The sequence below is a fragment of the Acinetobacter tandoii genome, from assembly GCF_008867985.1.
Classification (GTDB): Bacteria; Pseudomonadota; Gammaproteobacteria; order Pseudomonadales; family Moraxellaceae; genus Acinetobacter; species Acinetobacter tandoii.
In genome coordinates, this window is the sequence record NZ_VXLD01000001.1 from 432720 (window position 1) to 449018 (window position 16299).

General features: G+C 40.3%; 23 protein-coding genes. 5 read left to right on the top strand and 18 right to left on the bottom strand.

Annotated elements, in window-relative coordinates:
* The 14 genes from F4W09_RS02065 to F4W09_RS02130 all read right to left on the bottom strand — a co-directional run bounded on the left by F4W09_RS02065 (position 1) and on the right by F4W09_RS02130 (position 8247).
* Positions 1-531, bottom strand: a complete 531-nt coding sequence (locus F4W09_RS02065; RefSeq protein ID WP_151503849.1) for a phage tail protein I — start codon at positions 529-531, stop codon at positions 1-3.
* Entirely contained in the window at positions 528-1433 is a 906-nt protein-coding gene (locus F4W09_RS02070; RefSeq protein WP_151503850.1) for a baseplate J/gp47 family protein, read from the bottom strand. The genes F4W09_RS02065 and F4W09_RS02070 overlap by 4 nt, the downstream gene beginning before the upstream one ends.
* On the bottom strand, positions 1430-1774 hold the full coding sequence (locus F4W09_RS02075; RefSeq protein WP_044738540.1) for a GPW/gp25 family protein: 345 nt from the start codon (positions 1772-1774) through the stop codon (positions 1430-1432). Before F4W09_RS02075 ends, F4W09_RS02070 begins: the two co-directional genes overlap by 4 nt.
* Complete coding sequence (locus F4W09_RS02080) at positions 1771-2400, bottom strand: phage baseplate assembly protein V (protein ID WP_044738539.1); 630 nt, start codon at positions 2398-2400, stop codon at positions 1771-1773. The genes F4W09_RS02075 and F4W09_RS02080 overlap by 4 nt, the downstream gene beginning before the upstream one ends.
* 94 nt (positions 2401-2494) lie before the next feature.
* A complete protein-coding gene (locus F4W09_RS02085) occupies positions 2495-2935 on the bottom strand; it encodes a phage virion morphogenesis protein (RefSeq protein ID WP_151503851.1) in 441 nt (146 codons plus the stop codon).
* A gap of 8 nt (positions 2936-2943) precedes the next feature.
* Positions 2944-3474, bottom strand: coding sequence for a phage tail protein (locus F4W09_RS02090; protein ID WP_044738537.1), 531 nt, complete (start codon positions 3472-3474; stop codon positions 2944-2946).
* The gene (locus F4W09_RS02095; protein WP_151503852.1) at positions 3471-4325 is read right to left on the bottom strand and encodes an N-acetylmuramidase domain-containing protein; all 855 of its coding nucleotides are present in this window, start codon (positions 4323-4325) and stop codon (positions 3471-3473) included. Before F4W09_RS02095 ends, F4W09_RS02090 begins: the two co-directional genes overlap by 4 nt.
* On the bottom strand, positions 4322-4594 hold the full coding sequence (locus tag F4W09_RS02100; protein ID WP_151503853.1) for a phage holin family protein: 273 nt from the start codon (positions 4592-4594) through the stop codon (positions 4322-4324). The genes F4W09_RS02095 and F4W09_RS02100 overlap by 4 nt, the downstream gene beginning before the upstream one ends.
* The gene (locus F4W09_RS02105) at positions 4591-4950 is read right to left on the bottom strand and encodes a putative holin (protein WP_044738534.1); all 360 of its coding nucleotides are present in this window, start codon (positions 4948-4950) and stop codon (positions 4591-4593) included. Before F4W09_RS02105 ends, F4W09_RS02100 begins: the two co-directional genes overlap by 4 nt.
* Before the next feature lie 2 nt (positions 4951-4952).
* Positions 4953-5162 carry a tail protein X gene (locus F4W09_RS02110; protein WP_044738533.1) on the bottom strand — a complete coding sequence of 70 codons (210 nt, stop codon included), beginning with the start codon at positions 5160-5162 and terminating at the stop codon, positions 4953-4955.
* A complete protein-coding gene (locus tag F4W09_RS02115) occupies positions 5159-5611 on the bottom strand; it encodes a head completion/stabilization protein (RefSeq protein WP_151503854.1) in 453 nt (150 codons plus the stop codon). Before F4W09_RS02115 ends, F4W09_RS02110 begins: the two co-directional genes overlap by 4 nt.
* A 95-nt stretch (positions 5612-5706) precedes the next feature.
* A complete protein-coding gene (gene gpM, locus F4W09_RS02120; RefSeq protein ID WP_151503855.1) occupies positions 5707-6390 on the bottom strand; it encodes a phage terminase small subunit in 684 nt (227 codons plus the stop codon).
* A 7-nt stretch (positions 6391-6397) separates the two neighbouring features.
* Positions 6398-7408: a phage major capsid protein, P2 family gene (locus F4W09_RS02125; protein WP_151503856.1), complete on the bottom strand. Its 1011-nt coding sequence runs from the start codon at positions 7406-7408 to the stop codon at positions 6398-6400.
* A gap of 17 nt (positions 7409-7425) precedes the next feature.
* Positions 7426-8247 (bottom strand): GPO family capsid scaffolding protein, encoded by an 822-nt coding sequence (locus F4W09_RS02130; protein ID WP_131321777.1) that lies wholly within the window; start codon positions 8245-8247, stop codon positions 7426-7428.
* A 240-nt stretch (positions 8248-8487) separates the two neighbouring features.
* On the opposite strand from F4W09_RS02130, the gene F4W09_RS17450 reads away from it, so the two are divergent.
* From F4W09_RS17450 to F4W09_RS02150, 4 genes are all read left to right on the top strand, one after another.
* Positions 8488-8553: a toxin C-terminal domain-containing protein gene (locus F4W09_RS17450; protein WP_151503995.1), complete on the top strand. Its 66-nt coding sequence runs from the start codon at positions 8488-8490 to the stop codon at positions 8551-8553.
* A gap of 5 nt (positions 8554-8558) precedes the next feature.
* Complete coding sequence (locus tag F4W09_RS02140; protein ID WP_052662042.1) at positions 8559-8960, top strand: Imm41 family immunity protein; 402 nt, start codon at positions 8559-8561, stop codon at positions 8958-8960.
* 208 nt (positions 8961-9168) lie between these two features.
* Positions 9169-10953, top strand: coding sequence for a terminase large subunit domain-containing protein (locus F4W09_RS02145; RefSeq protein WP_151503857.1), 1785 nt, complete (start codon positions 9169-9171; stop codon positions 10951-10953).
* On the top strand, positions 10953-11957 hold the full coding sequence (locus F4W09_RS02150; protein ID WP_151503858.1) for a phage portal protein: 1005 nt from the start codon (positions 10953-10955) through the stop codon (positions 11955-11957). The genes F4W09_RS02145 and F4W09_RS02150 overlap by 1 nt, the downstream gene beginning before the upstream one ends.
* 26 nt (positions 11958-11983) lie before the next feature.
* Here the strand turns inward: F4W09_RS02150 and F4W09_RS02155 are convergent, their stop codons facing one another.
* Both F4W09_RS02155 and F4W09_RS02160 read right to left on the bottom strand, forming a co-directional pair.
* Positions 11984-12559: a hypothetical protein gene (locus F4W09_RS02155; protein ID WP_151503859.1), complete on the bottom strand. Its 576-nt coding sequence runs from the start codon at positions 12557-12559 to the stop codon at positions 11984-11986.
* Complete coding sequence (locus tag F4W09_RS02160; RefSeq protein ID WP_151503860.1) at positions 12540-13622, bottom strand: hypothetical protein; 1083 nt, start codon at positions 13620-13622, stop codon at positions 12540-12542. Before F4W09_RS02160 ends, F4W09_RS02155 begins: the two co-directional genes overlap by 20 nt.
* 240 nt (positions 13623-13862) lie before the next feature.
* Between F4W09_RS02160 and F4W09_RS02165 the strand changes: the two genes are divergently transcribed.
* Positions 13863-14930, top strand: coding sequence for a ParA family protein (locus F4W09_RS02165; protein WP_151503861.1), 1068 nt, complete (start codon positions 13863-13865; stop codon positions 14928-14930).
* A 36-nt stretch (positions 14931-14966) separates the two neighbouring features.
* Here the strand turns inward: F4W09_RS02165 and F4W09_RS02170 are convergent, their stop codons facing one another.
* Both F4W09_RS02170 and F4W09_RS02175 read right to left on the bottom strand, forming a co-directional pair.
* A complete protein-coding gene (locus F4W09_RS02170) occupies positions 14967-15740 on the bottom strand; it encodes a hypothetical protein (protein ID WP_171492375.1) in 774 nt (257 codons plus the stop codon).
* Positions 15724-16176, bottom strand: coding sequence for a hypothetical protein (locus tag F4W09_RS02175; protein WP_151503863.1), 453 nt, complete (start codon positions 16174-16176; stop codon positions 15724-15726). Before F4W09_RS02175 ends, F4W09_RS02170 begins: the two co-directional genes overlap by 17 nt.
* Between the last annotated feature and the right edge of the window lie 123 nt (positions 16177-16299).

Sequence of the window (16299 nt, forward strand, 5' to 3'; positions counted from 1 at the left end):
CTACTCGACATAAATTGTGACTGTTTCCGCGCCATGAGTGCCGACAGCAACTCGCGGAATACAGATGGGTTGAACGTTAATAATTAAATTGGTGAGGTGACGACTGGCAGGCTTTGCATCTTTTACAAGCCGATTCACTTCAGCATAGGTGTCTTCTGTCAGTTCCAGACCATTGAGATTTAGTTCTAAGGTGAAAGTTCCAGGTGTACCCATCGGGGTGGCTTCGAACCATTCTTTGAAAATGCACTGATAGCCAAACTGTGCCAGTACTTCACGAACCGCCTGACGCGTTCCTTTAATTTGATGTTGACGAAAGGATTTTTTAATCAGTTGACGCTGTAATGACGGTTGCCAACTGGTGTCCCATGAGTCGACTGAATACTGCCAAGCAAGAAATGATAAAAATGGATCTGGCGCATCATCGATGGAAGCCAGTGTTTTGATTGCTACAGGTAAGGCACTATTTTGTGATGTGACTGCTGTGACATTTCGCTCGAATTGAGTGCTATTCGGAGGGAGTAATTGGCTCATTCAACCCCTCCGATCGTTACTGAAATACTGGTGCAATAGGATGCTTGGGCAGGTGTTAATACGAAATCTGCCGCAGGGCTAATCAATTCGACTCGATTTACACCATCAATATGTAAAGCTGCATAGATTGCAGACATGCGAATGGATCTGCCCAATCGTTTTTGTTTGGTGGCGTAGGCAGTTACATTGGCAATTGCTTGTTGCAACAACGTTGCTGCTTCTGGATCTTTGCCAATGTAGAGTTTGGCATTAATGGCATAGTTAACAATCGATGCCGACTGAACGGTGACTCGATCACCAATAGGACGAACATCTTCTGCGGTCACCGCATTTGTGACAATTTGAATCAGTTCTGGAGAAGCAGATCCGGTTAAAGAGTCCGCTTGTAAAATGGTTAAAGTGACAAAGGCAGGTTGAGGTGAAACCACCGAAACATCCCCCACACGGCCATCGGCATCACGGGCAAATTTTTTATAAGCTGCTTCAGGTCCTGCAACAGATAAGGTATCAAAAGCCAGTTGAATCCGTTCACGGAAAGCATCGTCTGATTCCATGACTGCTTCAGTTGGTGGTGTAGTGGAATTATCGGCTGGAGAAACAACTAGACGTTTAACATTGAAGTTAGCGCCGAGTTGGTCTAAATCATTTTTTGTTGCATAAGCCAATAACAGGGCACGAGCAGCCTGATTAATCCGATTCCGTAAAATCATTTCCCGATAACAGTTTTCTTGAACCAGTTTAACCAGAGGTTCACTTTCACGTGTCAGCGTTTGGCGAATAGAGGGTTGCTCTTCGCTTGGCCAGAGCTGAATAAGTGCTTCTTTACGCTCGGTATATAGAGCTTCAAAGTCAATTTCTTCGATGATATCTGGTTGAATCAATTGCGAAAAATCAACACTCATAGCGAAGACCCGTAATTTAAAGGAATAGAGAGTTTCTTGGTTTGATCTGTACCGACGAGCTGCATTTCTAGGTCAATCTGGAAGCGACTATCTTCGGCTTTGGAAAACTTGGCACTGGTCAGTTTGACTCGGTCTTCCCAAGTCATAATGGCTGTAGCACTGGCTGCCATGACTTGCAGACGCACAGCATCATTAAAGGGTTGGTCAATCAGTTTAAAAATCATGGAGCCATATTCACGACGCATAACCCGACTCCCAATCGGGGTGAATAGAATGTCCTGAATAGACTGTTTGATGTGGGGAATCACATCAAGGCTTTGACCAGTTTCACGTGACATCATGCTTTGGATACTCCTGTATCAGAGCCACCCGCTTGAACCCCACCATGTTTATGATTTTTCAGGCTAATGCTTCCAGCTTTTACATCAGCTTCGGTACTAAAGTTACCTGAAGAATGACTGCTGCCTTGAACGAGTTGGCTACCGCCTACGGTGTTATTGCCAGTCATTGCTGTGCTGCCATTCACTTGCAGATTTCCATTGATGGTGGTGTCACCATTCACGGTAATTCCTCCAGTTGCGGTGAGAATGGCAGTACTGCCATTGGGAAGAATTGCCTGTAAGGAATGGTTGGCTGTGTCATAGCTGATCATGGCACCATCTTCATAAACTCTTAATTTGATGTTGGGATTCAATGACGGAGTGGGAAACGCTTCATTATTTAAACCCACCAAAACAATGCCGAGCGTCAGCTCACCTGTAGGGCTAAAGACCACACACTCTTCATTGATACTAGGTAAGTCATGGCTCAGGTCTGCACCTGCACGAAGATTGAATAGACGTAATTCATCAGTCACGATATCGCCTAGATCGACAGTGACTGTATGAAAAGGTTTAGCAGGGGTAACGCTTTTAATTCGACCTAAACGGATCAAATTTTCTAAGCGACGATGGATTTCAGCACTCATGTGCCTACTTTGCGTTAAGGCTGTGTGTCTTGCATTAATGGCAATTTGTAAGAGGGGATATTACAAATAGAACTTCTTCATTTTAGCGACAAAGTTAAGTTTTTAAGTGTCGCATTACAGAGTCTTCAATCAATTGAATATCAGTTGGTGTGAAGCCTAACAGTTCACGTTTGGGGTAGGTAATAGTAGGGCCATTTTGACTGACGCGAGAACGTAAACCTTCTTGATGAATACGTGCCACAAAAACGACATTAGTTAAAAACCCAACATTGACTTTGTCGGCATTGGAGAAGTTTCTGAAATAACGTTGAGCACGTAATTTGGTAAACATTTTGCGACGGATCCGTTTACCGTCTCGTAACCGTCTTGGAGTATAGCTAGAACCATCGGGATTAAGTTGAGCCGCAATCCGTTGTTGTTGGCTCTGTCTCAAATCTGCACCGACTTTTTTATTCAGTTTAGACATTTCGCCATCACTGAGTTTATTCAGTAATGGCGTCAGGTATTTAACCAAATCATCTAAGTTTTCACGCATGGTTTAACTCACTGAGGTTTTTTTGCCAAAGGCATTTCAAGTGCAACAGTATTAGAAGGCTCAATACTGGTCCATGTTGCTAGAATATTGCCTTGCTCATCTGCCATTTCACACTCGGTCACGGGCAATGCTGGTGAATATTGAGGTTCATCAGGATAAGAAAAATTGTAGCTGCCATTGTCTTGTCTTTGAATAATCACACGTTCTGTCAGCTCAAATTCAAACATCACATCGGCTTTGTCATTGTCCAGAAATTCAGCTTCAAACTTCACAGCATTCTTGTTCTTGTCTAAATTGGCGAGCAATTCAGACTGATTCACCCGCAGCCATTGAAATAGCAAGAAGGCAATCAAGTCGGGATCCCCCGTGAAGTCCTGAATAATGAACTTCACAGGAGAAATGCTTTCCATGCCGTAGCCGTTGGCAAGGGTAGAACGATAGCGACCACTTTCAATATGCATGCTGAGTTTGTCTGGATTATCCTGAAGAAACTTCAGATGGCTCACCAAATACTCTCGAAGGTTATTGGGCTTTTTCATGCTGCATTGCTCTGATAGCTAGGATCTAGGCGGTTCATAATGCGAAGAAACTTGGTGTCATAGCCGAGTTTTTTATAATTGCGACCGTTATACAGACTAAATACAGCATCCCAGTTCTCCTGGCGTAATGCCTCCAGTAAAGTCCACTTTTTGCCAGCGACCGTACCTGACTTGAACTCGCAGAAACGTAGAAAAGCTTCAAACTGTAGGCTTTCACTTTGATAGTGCTGTTCGATAAATTCTTGTACAGATGAATAGCCAAGGTCTTTCCAGTTTTCACCCATCAATTGAAAACGTCCCCATGACGCAGACATCAAGGCACAGTCTTCATCAATTTGTTTGGCCAAAGCCAAACGGGTGTATTCAGCCGCATTACCATGATAGCCACCAGTCTGGGTGTTCACGATATTGGGGTACTGCTTCATCATTTGGTCAGCAAAGTCTTTTCCACATTTCTGGTTGAGGTAAAAATACATACGGTGACGTTCAAACAGAATCTTTGGTCGACCATCAGGCAAATAACCATCGCCAAGTGTTTCAACTTCAGCAATTGCGCGAATGACAATTTCAGGGACACCTAGACGTTTAGCACCAGTCACTAAGTCTGCATCTTTTAGGTGTTTAGAAAAGTCCAGCCCTTTAAGTGCATTCAATGTTGCATTCCCAACAATGCCATCCACTTTTATGCCGATTTTTTTCTGGAATTGAATCACAGCATATTCAGTACTTTCACCAAAATCACCATCTACAGATAAGGCTTTATTATTTTTCCCTTTCACACCCTGTTTAATCAGGAGTTGCTGTAGCTCAGAAACGGCTGAACCTTTACTTCCAAACTTCAATAATTTCATGATGGACTCCAGATCAGTTTGGCAACATTACCGCGACTACGTAGCACAATCAGGGCAAGTAATATGGCGAAGATGGCATCCCATAGGGTGACAGGATCTTTAAAGAAAAGAATGTGCACAGACTGCCCAAGGAATGAGGCAATCAGTAAAGCTGCAAGCCAAGAATAGCCACGGTGAAATGATGTTTCTTCACGGCTAAAGCAGACAATCCGAACACCACAAAAGAGATAGGCTAAAACAGCAATGGTTTGAAATAAGAGTTCGATCATGAGGCACCTCCACCTCGAAAAGTTTTCCAAATGTCAGAAAGTTTGGATGCCTTTACCCAATCTACGGCCTTCACCAAAATGAACAGCGAGAAGGTCGATGCAATCAAGGCAGCAGTGGCATCACTGGTGATAAAGGTTCGACTGGTAATTTCAGGGGCAAGTAAGTAGCCAATACCTGTCGAAAGCAACATGGTGCGCAGACGCTGCCATGCCGATAAGTCCTTTTCATAGGTCGCAATAAACGCAGCACCCAATACAGCGCCCAGCAAGGCATTACCGTTAATAAAGGGTAGAATGGAAACAGCACTTAGACTGAGGGCTGTTGCGGTGGTGGTTGTAGCAGTTGGTTCAGGCATGCTTAATCCCATAAGTTAATTGTTTTTGTTGTCTGCTGTTGCGTAGGGATATCAGGCAAAATCACTTCTGTGCCCAGCGTGAGTATTGGTCCTTGTTCAGCCAGATCAGGGTTATATTCCAATACAGTTTCTGTGACACCCGCAGTCCGACCGTAATAACGCCAGCAGATCAGATCAATCGTGTCCCCCTGAACAGACTTCACTTTTTTCATATCAATTCCACAGTACAGCGACTTGTCCCCAACAAGTCCCGGATAGCCCAACGTAAGTTACGTCGATGGTCATCAATGGTCGGTGCTAATTGTTCAGCACGTTTCTGAGCATCACTGGTGCTGTCATAGCTTCGATATTTTTCGTTAATGTCTGCGGCAATGGCTGAATGAACTGCCCGTAAATACAACAGTTCAGTGTTGGGCTTGCCATCGATCGTGGATGTTGCAAGTTCGTTGAGCGTTGCTGCTTTTAATTTAAGTGCGCGCAGTTGGTCGTTAATTTCCAATATGGCTGCGATAGCCGCATCTTTCAGACGCGCATTTGAAACACTGCCATCTAAGCGCACGGATTCACGGATCAGGTTCAATTGCAGATTGGGAAAGAAGCTATCATTCACAATCAGCTCATCTGGTGTGGTGGTTGGGGCATTAAAGCTAAAACCAGTCATCGTCATATCCTAGGTGGTCGGTGGATGATGGTTCAGAACAACAACTTAAAAGTTTTGTCATCCCCATCATGCCGACCAGGTGCGGGGGGCACAGGTTAAGAAGACGCAGCAGCTTGCTGTTCCTCTAATTGTTTGGCCAAGAGCTTTTCGGCACGATCAAGGTCTTGCTTACAGCCGACATTGTCTTTCTTGGCAATGGCTTTTTTCATGTACTCAATGGCAGGCACATAGTTCTCGACAGAGAGAAAAATCTTGCCAATTGCACAGTACAACTTGGCGCGAATCGGGTCGTGCAGGTCATAGCTTTCAGTGAGCTGTTCCGCTTGAAGCAAAATGTTCAAATCAAACACATCACCCGCTTTTAGTTTGCTCAAAGCAGCATTGGCAATTTCTTCTGCCACAATGCTTGGGGTGTCACGACTGAATGAATCAGGCATATCTAAACCATGTGCTAAAGCAAACACGGCAATTTTTAAGCCCAAGTCAAACATGCCAGCATCTAAACACCACAGCATGATGGTGGTGACAATTTCGTCCTCCACCTTTTGATTGGCAACCAAAATACCTTCGACATAAGGCAGGTATTTCGGAATCAATTTGGCTTTTGCTTCAGCACGGCTTTCATCCGATTTAATGTGTGAAAGCAGTGATTTATCGTTTTTCAGTTCAGCCAGTTGAAGTTGGTAAACGGAAGCATCTTGGCGGGTTGCACCAAAGGCATCCGCCTTAGCAGATTTCTCTGCTAAAACGCGAAGGAAGTGATTACGTGCATGGTTCATAGATCACCTACAGGACTTCAATGTTTTCAACCAAAGCCACTTTTTCATAGGCTTCAATCACATAGTCTTCGTTGCTTGACTGATAGTCAGCAACACGGTTTTTCTCAGGTTCTTCACGAATGAAGCGACGTTTACCACCTTCTTGGTAGTAAATAGACAGGTTATCGAGAGAGGTGATCAGGAAGGCATTGTCTGGGAAGAACGGTACGCGAACAGCAGGTAAGCCACCAATCTGTTTTTGACCTACTAAAACCTGACCCGCAAGTGTGTTTTGGTTGTCTTGGTCTTGGTTCAAAATGGCAAAGTTTTTATCGTTCAATAATGAACGACCACAAATCACCACAAGGTCTGTTGCATCTTGATGCACTTCATCAATCAAGCTATCTACAGACTGTTTGACCAAGGCATCTAAGTTTTTATAGTCACCTGAAGAACCGATGGTGATTTTTCCTGAACCGACGACAACTTCGGTCATGTTGCGTTCAGGGCTTCGGGTACGAATTTTATGTAGCCAGCCTTCGTTTACATCTTGCAGCAATGGATTGGTATTGCGGTTGGTGGTTGCTGCAATGCTTGTACCATTCCAGCCAATCATGATGCGGTCTAAACCAATGGCTTTGGCACAGGCACCCGCCCATTTTTCAGGGAAGTCGGCAAACTTTGCCCAGGCATCAATTTTTGAATAGAGCAAGGCAATGTCAAAGTCGGTCTTTTGACAAGCATAGGTATTTGCCGATAAACCTGTCGGATCGGATGGATTACGTTTGGCATCACCAGTGGTATCGGTACGCCCAGCAATGGTGCTATTTACAGAAAGACCAATGGCTTGACCTGTCGCTTCAACCACTTCAATGACATTGATGCGCCCTAAAAACTCACTAGAGAGTTGAATCTTTTCTTCCAGCTTTTGTGAAGGTGTCGGGGCAACAGTGAACTGAACCGCTGCACTGTCCACTTCGTTAATTCGGGCAACTTCACCCATGTAGTGATTAAACTTTTTACGTGTATCGTTACGCATGATTAAAGAATTCCGTATTAATAAACAACAGCAGCATTACTGCCCGAATGCCCAGTGCTTTCAGGTCGCTTGTGATGATTTGGGTCAGGTTGATGATTGAATGAATCTGAAAGGGCGTTGTGCTTTTGCTCAAGTTCGCTGTACTTGGTTTGCAGCTCATTCAGTTCTTGCTGCATTTTTGAGAAAGCCGTACTTTGCTTGCCAAAAGTTTCTGCAATTTGCTCGAGTACTTTTTTGACTTCGGTAAAGTTCAGTTTGGCTTCTGCGCCTTGCTGTTCAATTTGAGGAGAAAACAGGTCACTGAACTTCTGAACCATTCCAGCAAATAAGCCTTTGCTGTCATCTTCAAATTCAATTTGAGCTTCTTCAGCAATTGAGAAGGCATTCTTTTCTGCATTTTCACCAAACTTGGCAACCATGCTAGAAAAGCTCAATTTTTCAGTGCCGATAGAGGCAGGGGAATCGGTCACAGCCAAGCCCACCAAATAGGCTTCGCCTTTGCCTTGGAAGTTCGGGTCAATTTCAATACTGGTGAAAATCTTCTGACGCTTTTTATTCATTTCCACCAAGTCGGCAGTTGCATCAATTTGTGCAAACAATGCCAGTTTCTTTTCACCGTTAATGTCGACTTCTTCGGCTTTTGCAGCAAGTACATCACCATAAGCACGGAAGGAAGAATCGGGCATTACACCACGTAAGTGTTCAACCCAAATACGAGCGCCATATACAGACTGGTTGTAGTTTTTTGCAGCTTGTTCAATCCAAGAGCGTTCAATCACGCGCTTATCAATAGTTTCTCCTTCGACTGCAACACGAAAGAACTTAGATTTATTTGTCATGTGTTTAACCGTTCTGGAATTTACTCATCAAATAATGAGCATCATTAAAAGTCCGACGGCATTAGTAAATAAATTGGATTTGTAAGAGGGGATGCTACAAAAAGGAAGTATGATTTGAATGTGTAAAAATTGAGGAATCAAACCTTTATTTCTTTGGAAGAGATATGTGATTTGATCAATAATGTTAATTTGAAAACGATAACAATTTAGGCAGCTTAAAAATTTCGCATAATAGCCATTATGCTAAATAGTAAAACTACACGAAATGGCACATATGATGTAAATATGAATAGAATTGGAGATTGAATACTGTGTTTGAAAACTTTAATAGAAATATAACTTTTTTAGGTGAAGGGATATATGACCCTAATTCATTTATAGGTTTGTGGCTCGATTACTGTGTTTGGTCTGATCTTGAATACTGGAAATTAGAAAAAGATTTATTAAGTATCAACTTTCATTATCCAAAGAATACACCGATTCCTCGAAATGTTTTATGGGGTGTTATGAGGATCACACAATTAATGATTGTTTCTGATTGGGATAATTTTTCTATTTTGAAAGAACATGAATTATATACCGTAGATGAAGATTGGGGAATTCCAACTATTTATGATAGATATGAAAGATTTAAATATGTATTAGGGATTTTATTTACTGATGAAACAGATCTAGATCACATAAATTTTGGATATAGTTTCAAAGCCAATTAGAAGCATTAACATAATGCATGTTATACGTAATTTAACTTTTTATTTCATATAATTCAGTGTTTTAATTTGTTTTACAAATCCAAACTTGCTCCAATCCTTACAGCTACTGCCAACGTTATCCAAACTTTTAAATAAACCTTCTTTGTAAGAAGGGATGCTACAAAAGCCAAATCAAGCATTGTGCAAAATGCATTGCTTTAATTGGCGCATGAATACATTTGACACCGAACGCTTTGAGCTAACTTTCGACAACCGAGTAAAGGCAAAGTTCCTTTACTGGATGGGTTGGCGTATTAGCAGCATTGCGGAATACCTACAGGAAAATGAAAAGACCGTTCACTCATGGAAAGCCCGTGATGAATGGGACAAAGACGCACCTGAAGGAATTGCAGCACAGGCACTCGAAGCTCGTTTATGTACCCTGTATTTATTAGAGAAGAAAACACCAGGGGATTTCAAAGAAATCGACCTGTTAGAACGTCAAAAAGATAAATACGCCCGACGCGAAAAATATCTGACTGATGGCGGTAATGAAGCCGACATTAACCCAAAAATTCAAAACCGTAATGCCAAACCGAAAAAAATGCCGAAGCGTAATCTCATTACACAGGCAATGATTGAAAAGGTTCAGGCAGATTTTGAAGAAGGGTTGTTCGACTACCAACGAACATGGTTCAAAGCCAAAAATCAGCGTTCACGTAATATCTTAAAAAGCCGCCAAATTGGGGCAACCTATTACTTCGGGCGTGAAGCCTTTGTCGATGCCATTACAGGCGGGGGCAATCAGATTTTTCTTTCTGCTTCCAAAGCACAGGCGCACGTTTTCAAATCCTACATTAAGTCTTTTGCAGCAGAGTCGATTGATCTGGATTTACAAGGCGATCCAATCGTCCTTAACTTTGAAGAAGGTCCTCCTTCAGAACTCATATTCTTAGGCACCAATGCCAAAACTGCTCAGGGCTTCCACGGCAATTTTTATTTTGATGAATACTTTTGGGTGCATGGCTTCCAGACCTTACAGAAAGTTGCTTCTGGTATGGCTATGCACAAACGCTGGCGCAAAACCTATTTCTCCACACCATCTTCAAAAAGCCACGAAGCCTATAACTTCTGGACAGGGGAAATCTTTAACAAAGGCAGAGCCAAAGACAAACGCCCGAACATTGATGTCAGCCATGAAGCCTTAAAAGATGGTCGATTGTGTGAAGACAAAATTTGGCGGCAGATTGTCACCATTTTAGATGCCGAACGCGGTGGTTGTGACCTGTTCGATATTGATGAATTACGCTTTGAGTATTCGGCAGAAAGTTTTGCCAACTTGCTCATGTGTATGTTCATGGATGATGGACATTCTGTCTTTCCACTTTCAGTCATGCAGCCATGCATGGTGGACTCATGGGTACTGTGGGACAGAGACTTCAAACCATTAGCCCTGCGTCCATTTGGCTATCAGGAAGTGTGGGTCGGTTATGACCCTGCCGAAACTGGTGACACCGCAGGCTTAGTGGTCATCGCACCGCCATCTATCAATTACCCAAAATTCCGCTTATTGGAACGCCATCAATTCAAAGGCATGGATTTTCAGGCACAGGCGGCTTACATCAAAAAAGTCTGTGAAAACTACCGTGTGACCTACATTGGTTTAGACACTACAGGCATGGGGACGGGCGTTGCCCAATTGGTACGCCAGTTCTTCCCAGCACTGACCACCTTTAGCTATTCGGTCGAAGTCAAAACCATGTTGGTACTGAAAGCGATGGATGTGGTACATCAAGGTCGTTTTGAGTTTGATGCAGGCTGGACCGATGTTGCACAAAGCTTTATGGCCATTAAAAAGACCATGACAGGCTCAGGTCGTCAATTCACTTTTGAAGCCACACGTTCAGAAGAAGTCGGGCATGCCGACCTTGCTTGGGCATGTATGCATGTCTTTGCCAATGAACCACTGGAAGGGCGTAACGTCCACAATACTGCTGCAATGGAAATATTCTAATGTCTGAAACTCAAAACTTGCCTGCTGTGGCACAAAACAATGGCATTCAAGCCTTTACCTTCGGTGACCCTGAACCTGTCATGAATACGCATGACTACATGAGCATGTTTCAGGTGTATTGGAATGGAACTTACTATGAACCACCAGTGAGTTTAGAGGGTTTGGCAAAGTCTTTCCGTTCTACGCCTTATTTGTCGACCGCTATTATTTATAAACGCAATCAGTTGGTTTCTGCGTTTAAGCCTAATAAGTTGATGTCTTCCAAAGCCTTTGAGCAATTGGTCATGGACTTTTTGGTGTTTGGCATGGGATATGTAGAAGCCATAAAAAGCCGTTCAAACCAAGTGGTGCAGGTAACCACGCCTTTGGCCAAATACATGCGACGTAAACAAGACCCGAAAGAATTTCTAATGATTACGGAAAACTGGAAGTACCACCATTTTGAGCGTGATTCGGTTTTTCAGGTACGTGAGTGCGATATTAATCAGGAAGTGTATGGCACACCTGAATATTTGGCGGCTTTGCAGTCTGCTTGGCTAAATGAGTCGGCAACTTTGTTCCGTCGTAAGTACTATAACAATGGTTCTCATGCTGGGTTTATTTTGTACCTGACCGATCCACAGCAAAATGAAGACGATGTAAACAATTTACGTCAGGCACTCAAAGACAGTAAAGGACCAGGGAACTTTAGAAATCTGTTTTTGTACTCACCGAGTGGTAAGCCTGATGGTATTAAGTTGATACCCGTGTCGGAAGTGGCAGCAAAGGATGAGTTTGCACATATTAAGTCCATTACTAGGGATGACATTTTGGCAGCTATGCGTACACCGCCTCAGTTACTTGGCATTATTCCTAATAATACGGGTGGTTTTGGGTCTATTACGGAGGCACAAGAAGTTCATTGGAATGCGGAGATTAGACCACTTATGCAACGGATTGCGAATCCGATTAATGAGTGGTTGGGAAGGGAAGTAATTGGATTTGAAACTAAAGCAGTTGGCTAGATAGCATAACCAACTGCATATTCAATTTAAGGTCTATGAATTCGATCACCAAGATAAAACAAAGACATAGCCGTAATGCTGAACAACTGGCTGACAAAAAACATTAGTGGAATTAAAAGTAATCCATAGACCAGATGAAAATAGAGATCTACAAAATTAATTTGGATTGACTCAAAAATATATTTAATTACAAGGCAGTAGAGAATTATGAAAATACTAATCCAAGCCAAATAAGCAAATGTATTCGTTAAGAATCTTCTGAATGTCATATTGTAGTTATTGCAATCAATAGGACAGTCATCAAAGTCAATCTCATCTAATTTAGGGTTATTAAACGAAACTATTGCTGCTAATGCTGCAATATAAAAACCAGGTAAGGTTTGTAGAAAACTCGTTAATAAACCAAAAGCATCACCTTTAAAAAATATTTTGAAGTCATTAAATATAAGGAGTAACACCATTAGGAGACTAACAATAAATGCAACAGTAGTAGGTAAATAAATATCTATCCACTTCTTTGCATTATATTTTACCCCATTACTTTTTTGAGCTTGCCATGTAATTTTAATATAGTCTAAAGGTCTAAATATCAGTTGAATCATGATCATCGACCTCATCTCTGAACATGTTGGTCATTCTACGGCATAAGTCATTATCAAAGGTAGAGTCTTGCGACTTATTTTGTCGTTCAAATTTATTAATCCATTTTCTTTTCGTAGCGAAATCTGAAACATGCTCATCGGTTGGATTAAAGCTAACGGTTCGCTTGTGAGACCCTTCTGGGTAACAGAGCTTATAGGTTATTTCTTTGGTTGCCTTTGATGTGTCAGTACCAAAACGCTTCTTAGCAACTCTTTTAAGACCAGAGTAAATAGTCTTCAACCCTTTATTACCATCTGTAAAAACAGGTTTGAGTTGGATTGACTGTAAGGTTTCATTCAGAAAGGGAGCTTCGCTATGAACTTTTGTAATATTTTTTTCTGAAATTACAATGTGATAAAAATTTCCAGCTTCCAATTGCTTTACAAATTCTTGATCTGTTACAGGATCTGTTTTAGCTTTAATTGCAAATTTCATCTGATAATTTGTGTGACCATTTGGGATTGTGCCAGCATAGTCTTCTTGGAAAAAATCTGGTTGGAAGTTTTCAGAATCAATTTTATCTAGAATTTTCTGCAATAGTAAACGCACAATTTGCTCTGAAATTTTACGATTACCTTCAATGAGCATGCGCGCACATACGCCTTCAGTTTGATCTAGTGGCAAAAATAAAACATGAGCTCTGATGAGGTGACTTTCATCTACATCAAAAGAAACAATTTCAGTTTTTCTCTTCTTTTTATTATGTTTGATTACATCTTCTGCTTGGCTGTCATCACAGTTAATGACGCATTCATAAATGCCTTTTTTATTTTGTCGAATACCTGAAAAATTGTAGGTATAGCGTTCTCTAGACTCTAACTCTACAGTTTGGTAATCATAATCCATTATTAAAGTAATAATGTCTTCAAATTTGAGTAGGGACTTAGGCTCACCAGAAAGTTTCTGTTTTGGCTTTTTTATTGGAGCGAAATAAATTTCATGAAAAGTAACTGGAATATCATGGCGAACACTCTTCTTTAACTCTGACGTTGCAATGATAGGATCTGATACTGCACTAGTCATGAATAACCCTCTATTTTATATTCTAATACTTGTAATAGTATCTAAGATATGGAGTTAAATCTATAAAAGTAACGAGTTTGTTTTTTAGTTTTGATATTTATCTTTTATGAATAAAGATCGAGTCAATAAACTTTAATGAAGTAAAAGTTAGTAGTTAAAATAAAAAAAAGATACTAAGATTATTCTTGTAATATATTGTAAAATATAAAAATGTAATTCTAAGAAGGTATTAATAACACAATGGCAACCACAATTTCGATTTTTAATAACAAAGGCGGTGTAGGTAAAACGACAACCATTTGGAACTTGGCAATTTCGTTAGCAGACAAAGGAAAGAATGTTTTGTTAATTGATTTTGATCCTCAATGTAATTTGTCGATTGCTAGTGTGGGTGATGAAGAATTTTCTGACCTTCTAGAGAGATCAACTAAACATCCATTTGGGCAAACAATTAGAGACTATGCTTTACCCTATATACAACGCAATAAAGCTGGAACTGTGCATACTCATGAATTAAAGACTCCGCCACAGTCAGGAACATGTCATATTGTTCCTGGAGATTTTTGGTTAAATAACTTTTCTGACATTCTCAGTGTTGGTACTGATGTTGTAAGTGGTTCTGGTTTATACCGTTTTATGATTCCGCAACTAATAACTGAAGAAGCACAAACTATTAATGATATTAACTATGATTATGTCCTGATTGATTTGCCGCCATCATTTAATACACTTGTAAGATCTGCTTTATATTGTTCAGACTATTTCTTAGTACCTTGTACTGCTGATTTATTCTCTGCGTATTGTGTAGGACTAATTGGTGAAATGCTTCCATTGTTTGTTGAAGATTGGGAGCAGGGGAAGAAAAGATTTTTAGCGAGTGATCCAAGTGATGAACTAATTAGAACTAAAGGTATGCCGAAATTTGGTGGTTGGATCTTTAATGGATTTGATACAAGACGCCAACCTGGTACTGATATTAAAAAGGAAGTGGGTGCTGACGCCGCACATCTTGTTGCGATTTCAAAGGCTATTGAGGAGAAAATGATCCCAAGTTTGCAAGAAATCAATACTTATGATGCAGTTCCTGAATTTATTATTACAGAACCTGTTGCAAAAATTGAAGATCTAAATGTAATGGCACCAGATAGTATTTATCAAAATATACCAATCAAATACTTATCCAGTGTAAGACCTACAAATGAATTGAGAAAAAGAGGACAGTGGGCTCCAAATCAAATTGAATTGATGCAAGAAATGGATGCTGTGTACGATTCTTTAGCTGATTATATTATTGATAATTTCGTGTGATAAAAAAGAGAGAGCGAAAGCTCTCTTTTTTAAAAATTAGCTTAAGGATTTAAGTTTTTCTAATTTCTTAATTTTTTTATTTTTATTTGGGTCATACTTATGGCATGTTAAACAATGGTCGCAATTGAGGGGTAGATTTCCATAAAAATCTTTCCAATTTACACCATAGTGCTCTTTGTAAATCTCATCAGGATAAATCGGCTTATCGTAAATACGAGTAAAAACATCAAGAGGCTCTGAAACAATATCCCAAGTAATAATATCCATAGCACTTACAATGTTGCTAGCTAAGACCTGATTATAAAGAATATTTTCAACGTGCTTACAATTGTCTTTAGCTTCTCCACAAATGTTACATTGATTCATGAAATATTGACACTTAACGTCATCATATATCCTTCCTGCTCTATGAATACAGTCTAAGGGATCAGATAAACATATCGAGCATATATATTTTTCTTTAGCTCTGATGCTAAATCCAAAATCAAGATGTAATAACATATTTGGGCATTGAGTTCGATGGTACCCAATATTTTGGTCAATTGGGCAACCATGATTTATATTTAAATACCTTCCAATAGCATGCATTAAAATAGATAATCCAACTCTTGAATTTTGGTAATACCAAAAACAATTCAGTAAATGATCAAGTGAGCGACGTAAATAAAACTCTTCATCATCTGGATAACGTCTTGATAGTCTCATTGACTGATTGAACATATGCCATGACTCAGAAGCTAATTCTGACGGGTTTCCAAAAAATGAAAGTTTAGCCTTAGAATACATTTTTAACTCACTTAAAAATTCCAACGTCTTTCATTTTTTCCAGCGTTTCATTAATGTTTTCAGAAACCCCTTCAAGCTCTATTTCTTTAGGCTTCCCATTTTTATCGTAACCGCTGTATCTTATTTTAATAATTTTATTCTTTTCTTGCCCTGAATAATAATTCACTTTGAGCCAATCAGTTATGAAGTTTGCAAAGATAGAAAATGGTATACCGTAGATAAGTGGTAAAATGATTTCTGCACTTTTAGTTACATAATACTGATGTTCATCACTTCTTAATACATTAACTGTAAACCCAGACTCTCTTAGATCTTTAGAAAACTCTATAGCATGTGCATTTAGTAAACATGTATTTTCATCTAAAGCTTCAGGAAGTACATAAAGTATTCCTGGTTCAGGTTCTAGATCCAAAGTTTCAAAGTAATGTGAAATATTTGAATCTTTGATTTGGTAACTCATATTCTACTCTGTTGTTTTAAAGTGATTGGTATAAATGCGGTGTGTATCACATCTTGACCCACCCATAGTATCTAAGCTACTCTAAAAAAACCACCTACATCGTGGTCGAGTTTCGCAGCTCGC